The organism is Pseudomonas sp. GB2N2 (assembly GCF_054897705.1).
In genome coordinates this window covers 4180053-4198853 of record NZ_CM142701.1, presented here as the reverse complement: position 1 = coordinate 4198853, position 18801 = coordinate 4180053, and the positions used below count along the sequence as shown (strand labels likewise).

The following is an 18801-nucleotide window of genomic DNA, read 5'->3' as shown; positions in this document are numbered from 1 at the left end:
GCCCAAGACCAGACCTACAAGCGAGCCTGCTGCGAAGGGTCACCTCGGTCTCAAACGAACCGAGGCATACGCATCACCTCAAACCTTGAAGCGCCCCACCAGCATCTGCAACTGATTCCCCAGCCGCGCCAGCTCAACGCTGGACGCCGCCGTTTCCTCACTGGCAGCCGAAGTCTGCTCCGACACGTCGCGCACGTTCAACACGCTGCGGTTGATCTCTTCGGCCACTGCCGTTTGCTGCTCGGCAGCGGCGGCGATCTGCTGGTTCATCGACTGGATGGCTGACACGGTGCGGGTGATGCTTTCCAGTGAGCCGCCGGCGCGACGGGTCAGTTCGACGCTGCTGTCGGTCAGTGTGCGGCTGTTGTCCATGATGGTCGCGACTTGCTGGGTGCCGGTTTGCAGGCCGACGATCAGCTCTTCGATTTCTTCGGTGGACTTCTGGGTGCGCTGGGCCAGGCTGCGGACTTCGTCGGCCACCACCGCAAAACCGCGCCCTGCTTCACCGGCACGGGCGGCTTCAATGGCGGCGTTGAGCGCCAGCAGGTTGGTTTGCTGGGCGACGGATTTGATCACGTCGAGCACGCTGCCAATCTTGTCGCTTTCGCGCTTGAGATGGGCCATGGCTGCGGTGGAGTTACCGACTTCGAGCGCCAGGCGTTCGATCTGGGCGATGGCTTCGGCGACCACTTTGTCACCTTCGCGCGCCTGTTGATCGGCAGCGACAGCGGCTTCGGAGGCCTCTTCGGCATTACGCGCGACTTCCTGCACGGTGGCGGTCATTTCGTTCATGGCAGTCGCTACCTGATCAGTCTCGATCTTCTGGCTGTTGACCCCTGCACTGGTTTGCCCGGTGACCGCCGACAATTCTTCGGCGGCGCTGGCGATTTGTCTGACGCCGTCGCTGATACCGCCGATCAATTCGCGCAATCCCAAGGTCATGCTCTGTATGGAACGCTGGAGCTGGCCAAGCTCGTCCTGGCGCTTGGACACGAGGTTGTGAGTCAGGTCGCCGGCGGCAATGCGCTCGGCCACTTTCAACGTCTGGCTCAAGGGAATGACAATCTGCCGGGTGATAGCCCACGCAGCGAAGAGGCCGAACACCATGGCCAAAGCGCTCGCCAGCAACAGCATGTTTTTGGCGTGTGCTGCGTCGTTGTCACGCACGACGGTCTGCGAGACGGTGAGTTTTTTACTGACGTCGCTCAGGATGTCGCCTTGGGTCGCCATGCGTGCCAGGGCGGCAGCAGTTGCCACCTGTGAGTCACGGAACTGGTTGACAGCGGCACGATAGGCTTTTAGCGATTCGCTGGCCTGCTGCAGATTGGCGGTGTGCTGTTGCGGCAATTTCGGTGGCAGGCTTTCAAGGTTGTTCAGGGCATTGGCGATGGCGTCGAGCGCCGGTTGTTCGGCATCGGTTTTGCCGCTGTAGGTGTAACCGCGCACTTGATAGCGGGCTTGCTGCAGCAATTTGCTGACCTCGACCACACTGTTTAAATCGGCAACGCTGTCGCCTTGCAGCAGCGCTTTCTCGACTTCAGTCACGCGCGCAACGGCGTTATCGGCGTTAGCACCGAGTTTGCTGCGGGCATCTTCGCGGTTGGCGCCGGCCTGGGTCATAGCGCTGAACGCTTGTCGGTACTCGCTGACGGCGGCCAGTTGCTGGTCGACCATCGCGGTGTCGGTAGGCTGTTCGATTAGCGAGCGCGCAGTTTTCAGCCCGGTATCGAGTTGGCCGAGCAGGTCGTTAACGGCGCCCGGGCCTTGTTCACCTCGGCGCATTTCGTAATCCAGGCGAGCGAGGCGCAGGTCTTTGGTCAGGTCATTGAGGCTGGCAATAAACCCGAGCTTGTCGCCGCGACTGACCACGTTGCTCAATCCGGACCAGCCGGTGAAGGTGATCAGCAACGTCAACAGCAGCACCAGCCCGAAGCCGACACCCAGTTTGCGATTGACGCTGACATTTCCCAGTTTCTCGGCTAGCCATTGGTACATGCTGCAACTCCCCAGGACCACAAGTTGGTTTTATGGGGACTTTATCGGCTGGCGGACGGGATTCTGTAGGGGTTTCCCTTATCGTTAGACGAATGGAAAACCCGTGGGAGCGCGGTGTATTTAGAAGAGGCGTGCGAGCAGGGCGGTGACAGCGGTTTCGACGCGCAGGATGCGTTCGCCCAGTTGCACCGGTTGCAGGCCGGCCTTGCCCAGCAAATCGATTTCGTAAGGAATCCAGCCACCCTCGGGGCCGATCGCCAGGGTGACCGGTTCGTCGAGGCCGCGCGGGCAGGGTGGATAGTTGCCAGGATGGCCGACCAGTCCGAGCGTGCCTTCAGTGATTGCGGGCAGTCGATCTTCGACGAATGGTTTGAAGCGCTTTTCGATGACAATGTCCGGCAACACGCTGTCGCGTGCCTGTTCGAGGCCAAGGATCAGTTGCGCGCGAATGGCGTCGGGTTCCAGAAACGGTGTTTGCCAGAAGCTCTTCTCGACGCGGTAGCTGTTCACCAGCACGATTCGCGGCACGCCCATGGCCGCCACGGTCTGAAACACCCGACGCAGCATTTTGGGGCGTGGCAGGGCCAATATCAGGGTCAGCGGCAGCTTGGTGGGTGGCAACCGGTCAAGAGTGACGCGCAGTTCGGCTTCATCGGCGTCCAGGCGCAGCACTTCGGCCGAACCCATCAGGCCGCCGATACGCCCGACACGCAGGCTGTCACCCACTTCACAGCGGTGGACTTCCTGCATGTGCGTCAGCCGGCGATCGCGCAGGATCACCCGGTCGGGCGCAATGAAGTCGGCCTCTTCGAGCAGCAGCAGGTTCACACTTGGGTCGCTGGCGGCTGGTCGTTGTGATCGTCGACCGGCTGGTCGTCCGGGTGATCGCCGCGTTTGCTGATCAACCCACCGAACAGGATGCCTATTTCAAACAGCAGCCACATCGGTACAGCCAGCAGCGTCTGCGAGAAGATGTCCGGCGGCGTCAGGATCATGCCGACCACAAAGCAGCCAATGACCACATACGGGCGGATTTTCTTCAGGTATTTGACGTCGACCACGCCGATCCACACCAGCAACACCACGGCCACCGGGATCTCGAACGCCACGCCGAAGGCGAAGAACAGCGTCATGACGAAATCGAGGTAGCTGGTGATGTCGGTCATCATTTCCACGCCGGCCGGGGTGGCGGCGGCGAAGAATTTGAAGATCAGCGGGAACACCAGGTAATAGGCGAACGCCATGCCGGTGTAGAACAGCAGGATGCTCGACATCAGCAACGGTACCGCGATGCGCTTCTCATGCTTGTACAGACCCGGCGCGATGAAGCCCCAGATCTGATGCAGGATCACCGGTATCGCGAGGAACAGCGAGACCATCATGGTCAGCTTCAGTGGCGTCAGGAATGGCGACGACACGTCCGTGGCAATCATCGTCGCGCCCGCCGGCAGATAGGCGCGCAGCGGCGTGGAGACGAAGGTATAGATCTGCTGGGTGAAAGCAAACAACCCGGCAAAAATGATGAAGATCGCCGCTACACAGCGCAGCAGGCGGGTACGCAACTCGGTGAGGTGCGAAACCAGCGGCATGTGCTGGTCGTTTTCTGGGAGATCGCTCATGGGGCTCGCGGCGGCAATGTGGGGTCATGAGGGGCCGGCACAACAGGCGCAGCCGCGGGCGTGGCGGGTTCAACTGGAGATGTTGCGATGACGGGCACGGACTCTGCGGACGCTATGGCCGGTGCAGGCTCGGCAGCAGCAGGAGCAAGAATCGTCTGCTCTGCCACCGGTTCAATCGGCTGAACCGGCGTAGCTTCCTGCTGAATCGGCGAGAAGATCTTCCGCGCCTCCTGTTCCAGCGACAGAATGTGCTCGTTGTGCAGTTGTCGACGAATCTCGTCGGCACCGATTTCACGTTCAACTTCCTGTTTGATCGCGTTGAAGCTGCGCTTCAGGCGACCGACCCACAGGCCGGCGGTACGCGCAGCACCCGGCAGACGCTCGGGGCCCAGCACCAGCAGGGCAACGAGGCCGACGAGCAACAGTTCAGAGAAGCTGATACCAAACATTAGTCAGTGCTCACACGTCTTTGCGGATTGGCTCTTCGACTTTTTGCGCCTGCACGTCGATGGTGTGCGGCTGGTTCACGGACTGCGTGGTGTGTGGCTGAACCGGTGGTACCGGTTGCGCCGGGGTCACAGTCGGGTCGGCCGGTTTTTCGTCGTCGTTCATGGCTTTCTTGAAGCCCTTGATCGATTCGCCGACGTCAGTGCCGAGGTTTTTCAGTTTCTTGGTGCCGAACACCAGAACGACCACTACCAGAATGACGATCCAGTGTTTCCAGTCAAAAATGCCCATGTTGCTGCTCCTCTCTAATATCTAATAGTTATTCAGGCGGACGGACGCGAGGCTTTCTCGGTGTGTCCGGACAGACCGAAACGACGGTCCAGTTCATCGAGTACAGCCTGAGGATGCTGCCCCAGTTGGGCAAGCATGACCATGCTGTGGAACCACAGATCGGCGGTCTCGTAGATCACATCGCTGCAGTCGCCGCTGATGGCGGCGTCCTTGGCGGCAATGATGGTTTCGACCGACTCTTCGCCGACTTTTTCCAGAATCTTGTTCAAGCCCTTGTGGTACAGGCTGGCGACATACGAGCTGTCGGCAGCGGCGCCTTTGCGCGCTTCAAGCACCTCGGCCAGACGGGTCAGGGTGTCACTCATGGGTATGTCCTGCGGAATGTCCTGCGGAATAGATGGTGTGCGGGTCTTTCAGAACCGGGTCGACGGTGGTCCAGTCGCCGTTCTCGTAAACGCGATAGAAGCAGCTCTGCCGGCCGGTATGGCAGGCAATGTCGCCGATCTGCTCGACCATCAGGATGATCACGTCGGCGTCACAGTCCAGGCGCATCTCGTGCAGGGTCTGCACGTGGCCGGACTCTTCGCCCTTGCGCCACAGCTTGCCACGGGAACGCGACCAGTAAATGGCGCGATTCTCGGCGGCGGTCAGTTCCAGTGCCTCGCGGTTCATCCAGGCCATCATCAGGACGCGCCCGGTCTTGTGATCCTGGGCAATCGCCGGCACCAGGCCATCTGCGTCCCACTTGATCTCGTCCAGCCAGTTGGTCATCTTCAGTTCCTGAAGTAGCTCCAAGCTTTAAGCTTCAAGCTGCAAGTAAAAAACAATCTGTGTCGTGCGAACGAAGCGCTTGAAGCTTGGAGCTTATCGCTTGCAGCTCAATCCGGCTATCGGCGAACGACCAGATACAAACCGACGGCCATCATGATTCCGGCCGGCCAGTAAGCCAGATCATTCAACGGCCCGCCAATAGCGAGCACCGCACCACCGGCCAAATGTGCCGTGCCAAGCAGGCGCAGGAACCATTCGTCCCGCCGGCGATGCCAGGGTGGTGGCGGGTCGTAGGCGTGGGGTTGGGACATGCGTTCGAGCAGGTCGCGCGCCATGTTGGCCAGGTGCGGCAGTTGTTCGAACTGGCTCTGCACGTTGCCGAGCAAGGCTTTGGGGCTGACGCGTTCACGCATCCAGCGCTCGAGGAACGGCTGCGCGGTGTTCCACAGATCGAGGTCCGGATAGAGCTGGCGGCCCAGGCCTTCGATGTTCAGCAGGGTTTTTTGCAGCAGTACCAACTGCGGCTGCACTTCCATGTTGAAGCGTCGTGCAGTCTGGAACAGGCGCATCAGCACCTGGCCGAAGGAAATATCTTTTAACGGTTTTTCGAAGATCGGTTCGCACACCGTACGGATCGCCGCTTCGAATTCGTTGAGTTTGGTTTCCGCCGGGACCCAGCCGGAGTCGATGTGCAGTTGCGCCACACGTCGGTAGTCACGCTTGAAGAACGCGAACAGGTTGCGCGCCAGGTAATCCTGGTCTTCAGGCGTCAGGCTGCCGACGATACCGCAGTCGATCGCAATGTACTGCGGGCTCCACGGGTTGACCGTGCTGACGAAGATATTGCCGGGGTGCATGTCGGCGTGGAAGAAACTGTCACGGAACACCTGGGTGAAGAAGATCTCCACGCCGCGTTCGGCGAGCATTTTCATGTCGGTGCGCTGATCGGCGAGGGTCGCCAGGTCGGTGACCTGAATCCCGTAGATACGCTCCATCACCAGCACTTTCGGCCGGCACCAGTCCCAATAGACTTGCGGTACGTACAGCAGCGGCGAACCTTCGAAGTTGCGTTTCAACTGGCTGGCGTTGGCCGCCTCGCGCAGCAGATCGAGTTCGTCGTAGATGGTTTTTTCGTAGTCCAGCACCACGTCCACCGGGTGCAGCAGGCGTGCGTCGGCCGAAAGTTTTTCAGCCGCGCGGGCGAGGATGAACAGCCACGCCAGATCCTGGGCGATGATCGGCTTCAGGCCCGGGCGGATCACTTTGACCACGACTTCTTCGCCAGTTTTCAGCTGCGCGGCATGCACCTGCGCCACCGAGGCAGAGGCCAGCGGTTCGACGTCGAAACGGCTGAACACTTCACTGATCTTTTTGCCGAGCTGTTCTTCAATCAGCTTGATCGACACCTGCGAATCGAACGGCGGCACGCGGTCCTGCAGCTTCATCAGTTCGTCGGCGATGTCTTCCGGCAGCAGGTCGCGGCGGGTGGACAGGATTTGCCCAAACTTGATGAAAATCGGCCCCAGGTCCTGCAACGCCAGGCGCAATCGCGCGCCACGACTGAGGTCCAGCGTCTTGCGCGGGAACCAGCGCCACGGCAAGGCGTAGCGCAGCGCTAGCAGAAACCACGGAAGCGGCAGGGCGAACAGCAGGTCATCGAGGCGGTAGCGAATCACAACGCGCTGGATGCGCAATAAACGGCGGACGGCAAGCAGCTTCATGCGTTATCGCTTGGGTCGAGGGATCGGGAAAGGCGCTCGAAACGCGCCTCGAGACGTTCCAGATCAAGTTTGATCCGGTCCAGTTCACTGAAACGGGCTTCCGCTTCGCGCTGGCCGACGAGGGCGCGCGATTCTTCGGCCAGGTATTCGCCCAGGTTCTGGCCCAGGCTGGCAAATCCTTGCTGATACCAGCGTGCGCGGCTACGCAGATGACCGCCGACCAGTTGCGTGGCCACCGGGCCGAGCCCGCGCGAGAGTTCGTACTCCCAATCCAGCTCGAGGTTCTGAAGGATCGCCACCAGCTCCAGCAACACGCCGCTGTCGCCGTCGAGTTCAACTTCAGGACCGTGCAGGACTGCGGTCTTGTCCTTGCTCAGCGCCAGTTTCAACAGGCTTGAGGCCGGTGCACGCAAGGTGCAGTCGGCGCCGGTTTCCCACTGGGAGGCGAGCATCAGGCCTTCGTCACTGGGCAGGATGAACACTTGCAGGGCCGGGTTGCGGCAATCGATAGCAATCACTCTGCCGCTCAAATGCGCCAGCCGTGGCAGCGCCGTGCTGTCGAGACGCAGCACCCGGTTCAAACCGAGTTCAACGCTGGCGAGCAGGCCGGCCAGCAACATCAGGGTTTGATGCCGCGGTGCAGGGCGACAATGCCGGCCGTCATGTTGTGGTAGGTCACGCGGTCGAAACCGGCCTCGACCATCATTGACTTCAGGGTTTCCTGGTTCGGGTGCATGCGGATCGATTCGGCCAGGTAGCGATAGCTTTCCGAGTCGTTGGTGATCAGCTTGCCCATCAGCGGCATGAAGGCGAACGAGTACGCGTCGTAGGCTTTGGACATCAGCGCGTTGGTTGGCTTGGAAAACTCCAGCACCAGCAAACGGCCGCCCGGCTTGAGCACGCGCAGCATCGAACGCAGGGCGTCTTCCTTATGAGTGACGTTACGCAGGCCGAAAGCGATGGTCACGCAGTCGAAATGGTTGTCCGGGAATGGTAGCTTTTCAGCATCGGCCTGAACGAATTCGACGTTGCCGGCGACACCCAGGTCCAGCAGGCGGTCACGACCGACCTTGAGCATGGATTCGTTAATGTCGGCCAACACCACCTGGCCGGTCCGGCCCACAAGGTGCGAGAATTTCTTGGTCAGGTCGCCGGTGCCGCCGGCAATGTCCAGCACACGGTTGCCGGTGCGAACGCCCGACAGCTCGATTGCGAACCGCTTCCACAGACGGTGCATGCCACCCGACAGGAGGTCGTTCATCAAGTCGTACTTGGCGGCTACCGAGTGGAAAACCTCAGCGACTTTTTCCGCTTTTTGGCTTTCCGGAACGTTTTTGAAACCGAAGTGAGTGGTGGGTTCGGCATCGCTGCCTTTGCGCTGATCATTCATATCGCTGTCACCAGAAGAGAATGCGGGACATTCTAATCCCGGTGGCCTGCTTTGTCTTGGCAAGGCTGAAGGTAAGATAGGCAATCACCGGGACTTTTTGCCGCAGTGGCGGTCAAGATGCTCCAGGAAAGTATTCATCAAACAGGAGTCATTCGATGGCCCGTATAAGTGTTGAACGTGCCCATGGACTGGGCAAGGAAGCGGCTCGCGAGAAGGCCGACAAGTTGGCGCAGAAGCTGTCCGATCAATATGGCCTGGAGCCGCAGTGGTCCGGCGACACCCTGAACCTCAAGCGATCCGGGGTAAAAGGCGCCGTGCACGTCGGCGATGATTCGATCCGGGTCGACGTCGAACTGGGCATGCTGATGTCGGCCATGAGCGGCACGATCAAATCGGAAATCGAAAAGGCGCTGGATAAAGCGTTGGCGTGATCCTGAACAGATTGCAGCCTCGGTTTCATGTCAGTTGTTAGGGTGCCGTTTCTAATTTTTCTCCCTACTTTGTGCATGCGCCCGACACTTTCGCGGGCAGTTCCTCAAACCTTCTGCGCGTGAGGTGCACCATGGCCAAAGTTATTTTGAAGAAAAAAATCGACGCTTCGACATCCACTCTGAGCGACGTTAAATCTTATGCCCGCAAGATCTGGCTGGCAGGCCTGGGTGCCTACGCCAAAGTTGGCCAAGAGGGTAGCGATTACTTCCAAGAGTTGATCGAAGCTGGTCAAACTGTTGAAAAGAAAGGCAAAAAAGTAGTTGCCGAGAAACTTGAAGCGGCTAATGCCGAGATCGATGACGCCAAGAGTGAAGTGAGCACGTTCAAAGGCAAGGTCGAAGTTCAACTCGACAAAGTCGAGAAGGCGTTTGACTCGCGTGTCGCAAGTGCCTTGAATCGTATCGGCATTCCGTCTAAACATGACGTGGAGACACTGTCTGCTAAGCTCGATGAGTTGACGGCATTGCTCGAACGCGTCGCGCGTAAATCTTAAGGAGAACGGGATGGCTGGTAAAAAGAACACCGAAAAAGAAGGCAGCTCGTGGATTGGGAAAGTCGAAGACTACTCCCGCAAAATCTGGCTGGCTGGTTTAGGCGTGTACTCGAAGATCGACACTGACGGCAGCAAGCTCTTCGATACATTGGTTAAAGACGGCGAGAAAGCCGAGAAGCTCACCAAGAGCGCTGTCGGCAAGAAAGTCGATGACGTCAAGGACTCCGCTTCCTCGGCCAAATCGCGCATCACTGGCGTGAAAGATCGTGCACTGGGCAAATGGGATGAGCTGGAAGGGGCTTTCGACAAGCGCTTGAACAGCGCCATTTCGCGCCTGGGTGTCCCGAGCCGTAACGAAGTGAAAGCGCTGCACAGCAAGGTCGATACCCTGACCAAGCAAATCGAACGACTCACCGGTGCCAAGGTTGCGCCTATTGCAGCCAAACCCGCGGCGAAAACCGCGGCGGCCAAACCTGCGGTTAAACCGGCTGCCAAGCCACTGGTCAAGGCAGCTGCCAAAGCCGTTGCCAAGCCAGCCGCTAAAGCCGTTGCCAAAACCACTGCCGCTAAACCGGCCGCCAAGGCAGCCGCCAAGGCAGCCGTCAACGCAGTCGCCAAACCGGTTGCCGCTAAAGCTAAAGCAGCAGCGAAACCTGCAGCTAAAACTGCGGCGGCCAAACCGGTAGCCAAGCCAGCGGCAAAACCTGCCGCCGCGAAAAAGCCTGCAGTGAAAAAACCGGCGGCGCCGAAAGCCGCTGCACCAAAACCAGCAGTGGCCGCCAAACCGGCAACCCCGGCGCCTTCGGTCAGCAGCTCGAACTCTGCTACCGCGCCGACACCTGCTGCAACCCCGACTGCCGTGCCAGCTCCATCGACGCCAACCAGTCAGTCCTGATTTCAGGGCTCAGGAAAACGCCCGGCCTGCAAAGGTCGGGCGTTTTTGTTTGACGGGTTTGATTTTAATGTTCTTCGAGATACTGCATCGCCAACTGCTCAGTTGCCACCTTGATCGGCGGCAGCAGGTGCGGTGCAGCCAGCATCATGATCTGGTACACCACCAACCTCACCTCACCTTCCCGATCCAGAATCCGCTGATAGTCCAGCGAGAACAGCAGCGTCATGGTGATCTGCTCCACCAACTGCCCCAGCGCCTGCGTGTCGCTGACCAACTGCCCCTGAGCCTTCAACCGCGCGAGCAATGACGCCAGTGTGCGCTTCAGCGCATTGAGCAGGTTGCGTATGCCTTTGGCCAGCTTCGGCAAGCGCCCGGCGAGGTTCGACAAGTCCTGGAACAGAAACCGGTAGTGCGCCAGACGCTCAACGATCAGGTGCAGGAACAGCCAATAATCTTCCGGCGCCAGTTCCACATCCGAAGGTGGGTCGAGCAGCGGCGCAAGCTCCGCCTGAAAACGCTCGAACAACCCGAGAATCAGCGGTTCCTTGCCGTGGAAGTGGTAGTAGAGGTTGCCCGGGCTAATCCCCATTTCGTTGGCAACTTCCATGGTGGAGACGTTCGGTTCGCCCTTCTGGTTGAACAACTGCAGGGCACATTCGAGGATCCGGTCGCGGGTTTTCATCCAGTCTTCTTAATGATCAGGTCATGCCACGGCCAATGGTGGCCGTGGTGTGTTGAGCGTCAGCGCACGCGCACGTAAGTACCGGGTGCCGCCTCCATCGGTGGATAATTCTGGTTGCCGAGGGCCATGTGGGTTTCCTTCTGCGCGCCCGAGCGTTCCTGAATCCAGCCCAGCCATTGCGTCCACCAACTGCCGTCGACCTGTTTGGCGTCGTAATACCAGGCCCGTGGATCGCTGCTCAATTTCGCGCTCTCGACGAAGTTGGCTTTCGGGTTGGAAGGCGGGTTGAGGATGCTCTGCACGTGGCCACTGTTGGACAGCACGAAACGGCGCTCGCCACCCAGCAGCAGGGTTGAGCGATACACCGCGTCCCACGGCGTGATGTGGTCGTTGATGCCGGCCACGCTGAAACTGTCGACCGTGACTTTCTGCAAGTCGATCGGCGTGCCGCACACTTCAAGACCGCCCGGATGACTCAGCGGGTTGTGCTTGAAGAAGTCCAGCAGGTCGCCATGCAGCGCCGCCGGCAGCCGCGTGTTGTCGTTGTTCCAGTAGAGAATGTCGAACGCCGGCGGTTCCTTGCCCAACAGGTAGTTGTTGACGAAGTAGCTCCAGATCAAATCGTTGGGACGCATCCAGGCAAAAATCTTGGACATGTCGCGGCCATCCAGTACGCCTTTCTGATACGACCGGCGCTTGGCCGCTTCCAGAGTCTGTTCGTCGGCAAACAGTGTCGCCGGGCTCTCCATCTGACTGTCGAGCAGGCTCACCAGGTAGGTCGCGCTGGAGACCCGGCGCAACTGGCGTTTGGCTTGCAAGTGGCCCTGCAGCGCGGCAATGGTCAGCCCGCCGGCGCAGGCGCCCATCAGGTTGACTTCGCGCGCGCCGGTGATCGCCCGGCACACGTTCATCGCTTCTTCTACGGCTTCGACGTAGGTCGACAGGCCCCATTCGCGATGACGCACATCCGGGTTGCGCCAGCTGATCATGAAGGTTTGCAGGCCGTTTTTCAGGGCGAACTGGACGAAGCTGTTGTTCGGGCTCAGGTCGAAAATGTAGTACTTGTTGATCTGTGGCGGTACCACCAGCAGGGGTTTGGAATACTGCTTTTCGCTCATTGGTTTGTACTGGATGAGCTCCAGCATGTCGTTGCGAAACACCACGGAGCCAGTGGTGGTGGCGACCGTCTTGCCCACTTCGAACGCCTGCTTGGTGACTTGCCGTGGCAGGCCGTCGTTGTGCAGGAAATCATCCACCAGATGACTCAGGCCGCGCACCAGGCTGTTCCCGCCGGAGTTGAAAATTTCCTTGATCGCCAGCGGGTTGAGCAGCGTGTTGGACGGCGCCACGGCGTCGTTGAGCAAGGCGAACGCGAAGTGCGCACGGGCTCGATCGTCCGGGTCCATGGCGCTTTCGTCGATCCAGCTTTTGACCTGCTTCTGCCAACTCAGGTACGCCTGCAGGCTGCGGCGATAAAACGGATTGAGGCTCCAGGCCGGGTCGGCAAAGCGACTGTCCTGCGGGTTGGTCGGGTGCAGGGTTTCGCCCAGCAGCACGCGCCCCAGTTGCCCACCCAGCTTCAACGCATGGCGGGCGCTGTGCACAGGGTTGCGCAAACCATGGGCGGCAACGCTGCGCAGGGTCGACATCAGATCCCGGCCACGCAGGCCGGTAATCGCGCTCTGTGCGTTGATGAACGCGGCGGGAGTGGGTAAAAAATCCCTCGCTGGCTTTTCGCGCATGAATCAACACTCCTTCGTCTTCAGGCCAAAAACAAAACACCGAACCAGATCACCATAGACGCTGTAACGGGTTGTTGCGCGGCGCGGCGTCCTGCCGAGCGACGATGCGTCGGTTAACCGCCCAGTGGCGACGGATGCGGATGCATCACCGCACGCTGCCGCTCTTCCTCGAGGAATTTCATGATGATCGGCGCCACCGCTTCGGCGCGGGTAATCAGGAACAGATGCCCGTCATCGATGATGTGCAGCTGAGCATTGGGAATCCGCCAGGCCAGCACGCGCATGTTGATCAGCGGGATCAGCGGGTCGTCATCGCCTGCCAGCACCAGCGTCGGCTGGTTGATCTTGTGCAGCCAGTGAATGCTGGTCCAGCCAAGGCCGGCGAACAGCTGCCAGTAGTAACCAAGCTTGCCCGCCGAACGGACTTTAGCCGCGTGGCTGGCGGCGAGGGTCGGATCGCGGCGGAACGAGCCGCCGTAGATCATTGGCGCAATGCGGATGACGTGCGACGGCTGGATATAGCGCCGAGGACTGGCCATCATCCACAGCACTTTCGGTTTGCCCGGCACCATCACGGCGCCTGCCGCCGTGGCGGCCAGCACCAGCTTTTTGCAACGCTCGGGATAGTCGTAGGCGAACTGCTGGGCCAGGGCGCCGCCCCAGGACACGCCGATCACGTTGACTTGCCCGTAGTCGAGATAATCGAGCATCCGCGCCGTGAGTTTGGCCAGGCCCGGAAAACGGTACGGCCGGTTCGGCGTCGACGAACCGCCGACACCGGGAACATCGAAGGCGATGACTTCAAGGTCCGGGTCCAATGCCGCGACGAACGGAAACACCAGCTCCAGGTTGGCGCCAATGCCGTTGAAAATCAGCAAGGGCGTCAAGTGAGGCTTGCCGGGGCGTACCGCCGTGCGGAGGGTCTGGCCATCCAGGTCGACGGTACGAAAAATGAACGGTTGCGGCATGTTTCAAACCCTGCGGGTTAGGGAGGAGCAGCTACAAGCCGCAAGCTGCAAGCGAAATGTGTTTCGCTTGCAGTTTGTTGCTTCCGGCTTGCCGCTATCTTTCATGTACATAAGTGCCCGGCGCTGCTTCGCCGGCGGTGTAGGTTTTGTTACCCAGGCTGGTTGGTGACTTCTTCAATTTGCCAGAGCGCTCGGCCTGCCACGCCTGCCAGTGCAGCCACCAGGAATCGGTGTGTTTGGTGGAATTTTCCTGCCAGTCCTCGGCCTTGACCGGCATGTCGCTGCTGGTCATGTAACGTGACTTCGGGTTGCCCGGCGGGTTCAGAATGCTTTGGATATGCCCGCTGCTGGACAGCACGAATTCAACCTTGCCGCCAAACAGCTGCGCCGACTTGTAGCAGGACTTCCACGGCGTGATGTGGTCGTTGGTGCCGGCCAGGGAAAAGATGTCGGCCGTGACCTGTTTCAGGTCGATCGCGGTACCGCACACTTCCAGTGCGTTCGGACGGATCAGCGGGTTGTTTTTAAACATCTCGATCAGGTCGCCGTGGAATGCCGCCGGCAACCGTGTGGTGTCGTTGTTCCAGAACAGGATGTCGAACACCGGCGGCTCGTTGCCCAGCAGATAGTTGTTGACCCAGTAGTTCCAGATCAGATCATTCGGGCGCATCCAGGCGAACACTTTCGCCATGTCGCGACCTTCCAGCACGCCGGCCTGATACGAATGACGCTTGGCGGCTTCGAGGGTTTGCTCGTCGACGAACAGCGCTACGTCGCTGTCCAGGGTGGTGTCAAGCACGCTCACCAGCAGGGTCAGGGCGTGGACCTTGTTCTCGCCGATCGCGGCGTAGTGGCCCAGCAGCGCGGTGCAGGTGATGCCGCCGGAACAGGCGCCGAGCATGTTCACGTCTTTGCTGCCGGTAATTGCGATGACCACGTCGACCGCTTCCTTCAGCGCCTCGATGTAGGTCGACAGACCCCACTCGCGCTGTTCCTTGGTCGGGTTGCGCCAGCTGACGATGAACGTCTGCACGTTATTGCGCAGGCAGAACCGCGCCAGGCTCTTGTCCGGGCTCAGGTCGAATACGTAGAACTTGTTGATCTGCGGCGGGACTACCAGCAATGGACGCTCGTGTACCTGCTCGGTGATGGGCCGGTACTGGATCAACTCCAGCACGTCGTTGCGGAACACCACCGCGCCTTCGGTCACGCCCAGGCTTTTGCCGACTTCGAACGCGCCCATGTTGACCTGGCTCGGCATGCCGCCGTTGTGCACCATGTCTTTCGCCAAGTGCGACAGGCCGTCGAGCAGGCTCTTGCCACCGGTTTCGAAGAAGCGCTTGACCGCCGCCGGGTTGGCCGCACTGTTGGTGGGGGCCATGGCCTCAGTCATGAGGTTGATCACGAAGTGCCCGCGCGCCACATCCTTGGGGGCGAGATTACTGTCGTCGATCCAGTCGTGGAGTTCCTTGCGCCACGCCAGGTAAGTTTGCAGATAACGTTTGTAGAGCGGGTTCTGGCTCCACGCCGGATCGGCGAAGCGACGGTCATCGCTGGTCGGTTGCAGTTCGGATTTGCCGAACAGCACATTCTTGAGTTCAAGACCGAAATGCGCGACATGCTTCGCGCTGTGAATCGGTTGCCTGATGGCCTGCCTGAGCACCATCCGAGCAGAAGCCAGTAGATCCTTTCCACGCAGCCCAACGACAGGATTCAGCCCCAAGGTGTTTTCCGAGGCTTGATACTTCAAGTCATCGTTATTCTTGTTACTCATCTACGACGCTCCATTGTCCTGAGACGAGTACCAGGGTCCAGCTGTGTCAGTACACAGCCAATGCCAGGTACTACTGCTCGGGTGACCGTTAATTCTGCATCGCTGCTTTTTAGTTCAGAGAGGCACTGCAGGGAACTTGCCAGCTCCATTGGTTACCCGAGTTTAATTTTTTTCGCAAGCAGGCCAATGACTGGCCTTACGGCCAAGCATTCAAACAGATGTAATTAGAAAATGCGCTCTAACGCGCAAGAGGCACGGTCTAGAGCATCAGCCTGACAACGGATTCGTTCGGATCACGGGTCTTGCCGGCGGCTTTGAGTTCGGCAAGATAATCGCTCCAGAGATCCTCCTGACGCACACCCAGCTGATACAAATAATCCCAAGTGAACAAGCCGCTGTCGTGGCCATCGTCGAAGGTCAATTTCAGTGCGTACTGACCGGCCGGTTCTACTTTGCTCAGGCCTACGCCGATCTTGCCAAATTGCAGGATAGGTTTGCCGTGCCCCTGGACCTCGGCGGAAGGAGAGTGCACGCGCAGGAACTCGGCGGGCAGGTGATGCTCCTCGCCGGACGCGTATTTCAGCGACAGGGTTTTCGAGGCTTTGTGCAGTTTGATGTCGGTGGGGATCATAGAAAAGGCCTTGGGCGGCAAGCTACAAGCTGCAAGCTTAACCCCATCAGCTTGCAGCTTGCAGCTTACAACTTGGCGCTCTACAGGATGTAGCGCGACAGGTCTTCGTTCTGCGCCAATTCACCCAGGTGGCCGTTGACGTATTCGGCATCTATCTGGATCACCTTGCCGTCGTGGGCGCTGGCCAAATCACCGGCACTGAACGACACCTCTTCCAGCAGACGCTCAAGCAAGGTGTGCAGGCGGCGGGCACCGATGTTCTCGGTTTTCTCGTTGACCTGCCAGGCGATCTCGGCGATGCGCTTGATCCCGTCCGGCAGGAACTCGATGCTCAAGCCTTCGGTTTTCAGCAGCGCGCAATACTGCTCGGTCAGCGATGCGTGCGGTTCACTGAGAATGCGTTCGAAGTCTTCCGGCGTCAGCGCCTTCAGTTCGACACGAATCGGCAGACGACCTTGCAGCTCCGGCACCAGATCGCTCGGCTTGCTCAAGTGGAACGCACCGGAGGCGATGAACAGAATGTGGTCGGTCTTGACCATGCCCAGTTTGGTGTTGACCGTGCAGCCTTCGATCAGCGGCAGCAAGTCGCGCTGTACGCCCTCACGGGACACGTCGACGCCACCGGAATTGCCGCGCTTGGCGACCTTGTCGATTTCGTCGATGAATACGATGCCGTGCTGCTCGACCGCTTCCAGGGCCTTGGCTTTCAATTCTTCATCGTTGACCAGGCGGCTCGCTTCTTCGTCGCGTACCAGCTTCAGCGCTTCCTTGACCTTAAGCTTGCGGCTCTTGCGTTTGCCCTTGCTCATGTTGGCGAACAGGCTCTGCAACTGGTTGGTCATTTCTTCCATGCCCGGCGGCGCGGAGATATCGACGCCCGCCACTTCGGCGATTTCGATTTCGATCTCCTTGTCATCCAGCTGACCTTCACGCAGACGCTTGCGGAACAGTTGGCGGGTGTTGGAATCGGACGCCGGGGCGTCGTCGTTGCTGAAACCCATGCGCGCCGGTGGCAGCAGCGCATCGAGGATGCGCTCTTCGGCAGCGTCTTCGGCGCGGTGGCGAACCTTGGTTATTTCCTGTTCGCGCAGCAATTTGATCGCGGCGTCGGCGAGGTCTCGGATGATCGATTCGACGTCACGGCCGACGTAGCCGACTTCGGTAAATTTGGTCGCTTCGACCTTGATGAACGGCGCGTTGGCCAGTTTGGCCAGGCGACGGGCGATCTCGGTTTTACCGACACCGGTCGGGCCGATCATCAGGATGTTCTTCGGCGTGACTTCAACGCGCAGCTCTTCCGGCAGCTGCATACGGCGCCAGCGGTTACGCAGCGCGATGGCGACGGCGCGCTTGGCATCGTCCTGGCCGATGATGTGGCGATTGAGTTCGTGGACGATTTCACGGGGAGTCATGGACATAGTAATTGGCGGTCCTCAAGCAAAAAGCGAGCCGTGGCGCAAAGGCCAGAACAGGCTTACTCGGCGAGGTCCTGCTCCTCAATGGTGAAGGTGTGGTTGGTGAATACGCAGATGTCGCCGGCGATGCCGAGCGCGGTTTCGACGATTTCGCGGGCCGACAGATCGGTCTTCTTCAGCAGCGCGCTGGCGGCAGCCTGGGCGTAACCGCCACCGGAGCCCATGGCGATCAAGCCTTCTTCAGGCTCCACCACGTCGCCGTTGCCGGTAATGATCAGGGAAGCGTCTTTGTTGGCGACCGCGAGCATGGCTTCGAGGCGGCTGAGGGAGCGGTCGGTGCGCCATTCTTTGGCGAGTTCGACGGCAGCGCGGACCAGGTGACCCTGGTGTTTTTCGAGCTGGCCTTCGAAGCGTTCGAACAGGGTGAAGGCGTCGGCAGTGGCTCCGGCAAAACCGGCGATGACCTGACCGTGGTACAGGCGGCGAACTTTCTTCGCGTTGCCTTTCATCACGGTATTGCCAAGCGAAACCTGGCCGTCACCGCCCATGACGACTTTGCCGTGGCGGCGAACTGAAACGATGGTGGTCAAGGGAGAGTCTCCACGCAGCGGGGCGAAAATGCCTCATGCCAACTCATATGGGGGTGGTGGGGCGTTTTTCAACTGCGGGACGGGAGAGGGGACGAGCGGTGCAAGGTGCGGAGAAGGCGGTGATGCTCATGACGTCATCGCGGGCTTGCCCGCGATGAACGATGACACGGTGACCCTGCTGCGAAATCAGCGGTTCTGGCGTTGTTGTAACAACAGGTTGCTGAAACCCGCGCCGGCCAGCTGTTTCTGCGCGGTCGTCAATTGTTCACGGTTGCTGAACGGCCCGACCAGCACCCGATACCAGGTCTCATCCTTCACCGTGCCGGACTCAACCGCCACTGCCTGACCAAGCAGAATGATCTGCGCCCGAACCTTGTCCGCATCCGCCTCTTTGCGGAATGAACCGGCCTGCAGGAAGAACTTGGTCACCGCAGCGGCCTTGGTCACCGGCGGTGGCGGCGGCGGGGTGATGCCGGCCAATGCGGCTTGAGCGCGGGCGGTGTCGATCTTCGCTGCTTCCGCTGGCGTCACCGGCGTGGTCGGCACAGCCGGCGTCGGCGGGGTTTTCTCCGGCACGGCGTCCGGCGGCACGATCACTTCCGATTCCGGCAACAGGGTGTAGAAGTCGTACTTCGGCTTCACCGGTTGCGTCGGGCTCGGCGGGGTCTTGTTGGCCTCGGCGATCTTGCTGGCTTTCTGCTGCTCGATCTTCTCGCGCTTGACGCTTTCGCTGCCCTTGCCCGGCTCCAGTTTCATCAGGAACACAATGAACGCCCCGACCGTCAGGCCGATGGCCATCCACAGCCAGCCCGGGATCGGTTGCTTCGCAGGAGCTTGGTAACGGCTGGCGCCACGCTTGGGTGCAGGTTTTTTCTTGGCAGCCAA

The 18801-nt window shown here is 59.9% G+C and carries 21 protein-coding genes and 1 pseudogene; 3 read left to right on the top strand and 19 right to left on the bottom strand.

Annotated elements, in window-relative coordinates:
* Positions 1 to 78 precede the first annotated feature (78 nt).
* The 11 genes and pseudogenes from ACYZT4_RS19335 to ubiE all read right to left on the bottom strand — a co-directional run bounded on the left by ACYZT4_RS19335 (position 79) and on the right by ubiE (position 8234).
* Positions 79 to 783, bottom strand: a complete 705-nt coding sequence (locus tag ACYZT4_RS19335) for a methyl-accepting chemotaxis protein (protein WP_461988740.1) — start codon at positions 781 to 783, stop codon at positions 79 to 81.
* Between the two features lie 201 nt (positions 784 to 984).
* A pseudogene (locus ACYZT4_RS19330) lies at positions 985 to 1995 on the bottom strand (methyl-accepting chemotaxis protein); the annotation flags it as partial.
* A gap of 120 nt (positions 1996 to 2115) precedes the next feature.
* On the bottom strand, positions 2116 to 2823 hold the full coding sequence (locus ACYZT4_RS19325) for a 16S rRNA (uracil(1498)-N(3))-methyltransferase (protein ID WP_461982334.1): 708 nt from the start codon (positions 2821 to 2823) through the stop codon (positions 2116 to 2118).
* Complete coding sequence (tatC, locus tag ACYZT4_RS19320; protein WP_461982332.1) at positions 2820 to 3614, bottom strand: twin-arginine translocase subunit TatC; 795 nt, start codon at positions 3612 to 3614, stop codon at positions 2820 to 2822. The genes ACYZT4_RS19325 and tatC overlap by 4 nt, the downstream gene beginning before the upstream one ends.
* Complete coding sequence (tatB, locus tag ACYZT4_RS19315) at positions 3611 to 4063, bottom strand: Sec-independent protein translocase protein TatB (protein ID WP_461982330.1); 453 nt, start codon at positions 4061 to 4063, stop codon at positions 3611 to 3613. Before tatB ends, tatC begins: the two co-directional genes overlap by 4 nt.
* 10 nt (positions 4064 to 4073) lie before the next feature.
* The gene (locus ACYZT4_RS19310) at positions 4074 to 4352 is read right to left on the bottom strand and encodes a twin-arginine translocase TatA/TatE family subunit (protein ID WP_461982328.1); all 279 of its coding nucleotides are present in this window, start codon (positions 4350 to 4352) and stop codon (positions 4074 to 4076) included.
* Positions 4353 to 4384: 32 nt separating this feature from the next.
* Positions 4385 to 4717, bottom strand: a complete 333-nt coding sequence (locus ACYZT4_RS19305) for a phosphoribosyl-ATP diphosphatase (RefSeq protein ID WP_461982326.1) — start codon at positions 4715 to 4717, stop codon at positions 4385 to 4387.
* Entirely contained in the window at positions 4710 to 5123 is a 414-nt protein-coding gene (gene hisI, locus ACYZT4_RS19300) for a phosphoribosyl-AMP cyclohydrolase (RefSeq protein ID WP_461982324.1), read from the bottom strand. The genes ACYZT4_RS19305 and hisI overlap by 8 nt, the downstream gene beginning before the upstream one ends.
* A gap of 116 nt (positions 5124 to 5239) precedes the next feature.
* A complete protein-coding gene (ubiB, locus tag ACYZT4_RS19295; RefSeq protein WP_461982322.1) occupies positions 5240 to 6844 on the bottom strand; it encodes a ubiquinone biosynthesis regulatory protein kinase UbiB in 1605 nt (534 codons plus the stop codon).
* A complete protein-coding gene (locus ACYZT4_RS19290) occupies positions 6841 to 7464 on the bottom strand; it encodes a ubiquinone biosynthesis accessory factor UbiJ (protein ID WP_461982320.1) in 624 nt (207 codons plus the stop codon). Before ACYZT4_RS19290 ends, ubiB begins: the two co-directional genes overlap by 4 nt.
* Positions 7464 to 8234 carry a bifunctional demethylmenaquinone methyltransferase/2-methoxy-6-polyprenyl-1,4-benzoquinol methylase UbiE gene (ubiE, locus tag ACYZT4_RS19285; RefSeq protein ID WP_461982318.1) on the bottom strand — a complete coding sequence of 257 codons (771 nt, stop codon included), beginning with the start codon at positions 8232 to 8234 and terminating at the stop codon, positions 7464 to 7466. The genes ACYZT4_RS19290 and ubiE overlap by 1 nt, the downstream gene beginning before the upstream one ends.
* Positions 8235 to 8389: 155 nt before the next feature.
* On the opposite strand from ubiE, the gene ACYZT4_RS19280 reads away from it, so the two are divergent.
* From ACYZT4_RS19280 to ACYZT4_RS19270, 3 genes are all read left to right on the top strand, one after another.
* Positions 8390 to 8665, top strand: coding sequence for a polyhydroxyalkanoic acid system family protein (locus ACYZT4_RS19280; protein WP_461982317.1), 276 nt, complete (start codon positions 8390 to 8392; stop codon positions 8663 to 8665).
* Between the two features lie 131 nt (positions 8666 to 8796).
* On the top strand, positions 8797 to 9219 hold the full coding sequence (locus ACYZT4_RS19275; protein ID WP_461982315.1) for a phasin family protein: 423 nt from the start codon (positions 8797 to 8799) through the stop codon (positions 9217 to 9219).
* A gap of 10 nt (positions 9220 to 9229) precedes the next feature.
* A complete protein-coding gene (locus tag ACYZT4_RS19270; protein ID WP_461982313.1) occupies positions 9230 to 10114 on the top strand; it encodes a phasin family protein in 885 nt (294 codons plus the stop codon).
* 64 nt (positions 10115 to 10178) lie between these two features.
* On the opposite strand, the gene ACYZT4_RS19265 is transcribed toward ACYZT4_RS19270, so the two are convergent.
* From ACYZT4_RS19265 to ACYZT4_RS19230, 8 genes are all read right to left on the bottom strand, one after another.
* Positions 10179 to 10796 (bottom strand): TetR/AcrR family transcriptional regulator, encoded by a 618-nt coding sequence (locus tag ACYZT4_RS19265; RefSeq protein ID WP_461982311.1) that lies wholly within the window; start codon positions 10794 to 10796, stop codon positions 10179 to 10181.
* Positions 10797 to 10855: 59 nt separating this feature from the next.
* Complete coding sequence (gene phaC, locus ACYZT4_RS19260; RefSeq protein WP_461982309.1) at positions 10856 to 12538, bottom strand: class II poly(R)-hydroxyalkanoic acid synthase; 1683 nt, start codon at positions 12536 to 12538, stop codon at positions 10856 to 10858.
* Positions 12539 to 12651: 113 nt separating this feature from the next.
* The gene (gene phaZ, locus ACYZT4_RS19255; protein WP_461982307.1) at positions 12652 to 13506 is read right to left on the bottom strand and encodes a poly(3-hydroxyalkanoate) depolymerase; all 855 of its coding nucleotides are present in this window, start codon (positions 13504 to 13506) and stop codon (positions 12652 to 12654) included.
* Between the two features lie 94 nt (positions 13507 to 13600).
* Positions 13601 to 15280, bottom strand: a complete 1680-nt coding sequence (gene phaC, locus ACYZT4_RS19250; protein ID WP_461982305.1) for a class II poly(R)-hydroxyalkanoic acid synthase — start codon at positions 15278 to 15280, stop codon at positions 13601 to 13603.
* A 259-nt stretch (positions 15281 to 15539) separates the two neighbouring features.
* The gene (locus ACYZT4_RS19245) at positions 15540 to 15911 is read right to left on the bottom strand and encodes a gamma-butyrobetaine hydroxylase family protein (RefSeq protein WP_461982303.1); all 372 of its coding nucleotides are present in this window, start codon (positions 15909 to 15911) and stop codon (positions 15540 to 15542) included.
* An 80-nt stretch (positions 15912 to 15991) separates the two neighbouring features.
* A complete protein-coding gene (hslU, locus tag ACYZT4_RS19240) occupies positions 15992 to 17329 on the bottom strand; it encodes an ATP-dependent protease ATPase subunit HslU (RefSeq protein ID WP_461982301.1) in 1338 nt (445 codons plus the stop codon).
* Between the two features lie 56 nt (positions 17330 to 17385).
* Entirely contained in the window at positions 17386 to 17916 is a 531-nt protein-coding gene (gene hslV / locus ACYZT4_RS19235) for an ATP-dependent protease subunit HslV (protein ID WP_007899242.1), read from the bottom strand.
* Between the two features lie 186 nt (positions 17917 to 18102).
* Positions 18103 to 18801, bottom strand: coding sequence for an SPOR domain-containing protein (locus ACYZT4_RS19230; protein ID WP_461982299.1), 699 nt, complete (start codon positions 18799 to 18801; stop codon positions 18103 to 18105).

What these genes read in the sequence shown, in the direction of transcription:
- ACYZT4_RS19335 (WP_461988740.1), bottom strand. Translation starts at nt 783, where the DNA reads ATGACCGCCACCGTGCAGGAAGTCGCGCGTAATGCCGAAGAGGCCTCC.
- tatC (WP_461982332.1), bottom strand. Translation starts at nt 3,614, where the DNA reads ATGAGCGATCTCCCAGAAAACGACCAGCACATGCCGCTGGTTTCGCAC.
- tatB (WP_461982330.1), bottom strand. Translation starts at nt 4,063, where the DNA reads ATGTTTGGTATCAGCTTCTCTGAACTGTTGCTCGTCGGCCTCGTTGCC.
- ACYZT4_RS19310 (WP_461982328.1), bottom strand. Translation starts at nt 4,352, where the DNA reads ATGGGCATTTTTGACTGGAAACACTGGATCGTCATTCTGGTAGTGGTC.
- ACYZT4_RS19305 (WP_461982326.1), bottom strand. Translation starts at nt 4,717, where the DNA reads ATGAGTGACACCCTGACCCGTCTGGCCGAGGTGCTTGAAGCGCGCAAA.
- hisI (WP_461982324.1), bottom strand. Translation starts at nt 5,123, where the DNA reads ATGACCAACTGGCTGGACGAGATCAAGTGGGACGCAGATGGCCTGGTG.
- ubiB (WP_461982322.1), bottom strand. Translation starts at nt 6,844, where the DNA reads ATGAAGCTGCTTGCCGTCCGCCGTTTATTGCGCATCCAGCGCGTTGTG.
- ACYZT4_RS19290 (WP_461982320.1), bottom strand. Translation starts at nt 7,464, where the DNA reads ATGTTGCTGGCCGGCCTGCTCGCCAGCGTTGAACTCGGTTTGAACCGG.
- ubiE (WP_461982318.1), bottom strand. Translation starts at nt 8,234, where the DNA reads ATGAATGATCAGCGCAAAGGCAGCGATGCCGAACCCACCACTCACTTC.
- ACYZT4_RS19280 (WP_461982317.1), top strand. Translation starts at nt 8,390, where the DNA reads ATGGCCCGTATAAGTGTTGAACGTGCCCATGGACTGGGCAAGGAAGCG.
- ACYZT4_RS19275 (WP_461982315.1), top strand. Translation starts at nt 8,797, where the DNA reads ATGGCCAAAGTTATTTTGAAGAAAAAAATCGACGCTTCGACATCCACT.
- ACYZT4_RS19270 (WP_461982313.1), top strand. Translation starts at nt 9,230, where the DNA reads ATGGCTGGTAAAAAGAACACCGAAAAAGAAGGCAGCTCGTGGATTGGG.
- ACYZT4_RS19265 (WP_461982311.1), bottom strand. Translation starts at nt 10,796, where the DNA reads ATGAAAACCCGCGACCGGATCCTCGAATGTGCCCTGCAGTTGTTCAAC.
- phaC (WP_461982309.1), bottom strand. Translation starts at nt 12,538, where the DNA reads ATGCGCGAAAAGCCAGCGAGGGATTTTTTACCCACTCCCGCCGCGTTC.
- phaZ (WP_461982307.1), bottom strand. Translation starts at nt 13,506, where the DNA reads ATGCCGCAACCGTTCATTTTTCGTACCGTCGACCTGGATGGCCAGACC.
- phaC (WP_461982305.1), bottom strand. Translation starts at nt 15,280, where the DNA reads ATGAGTAACAAGAATAACGATGACTTGAAGTATCAAGCCTCGGAAAAC.
- ACYZT4_RS19245 (WP_461982303.1), bottom strand. Translation starts at nt 15,911, where the DNA reads ATGATCCCCACCGACATCAAACTGCACAAAGCCTCGAAAACCCTGTCG.
- hslU (WP_461982301.1), bottom strand. Translation starts at nt 17,329, where the DNA reads ATGTCCATGACTCCCCGTGAAATCGTCCACGAACTCAATCGCCACATC.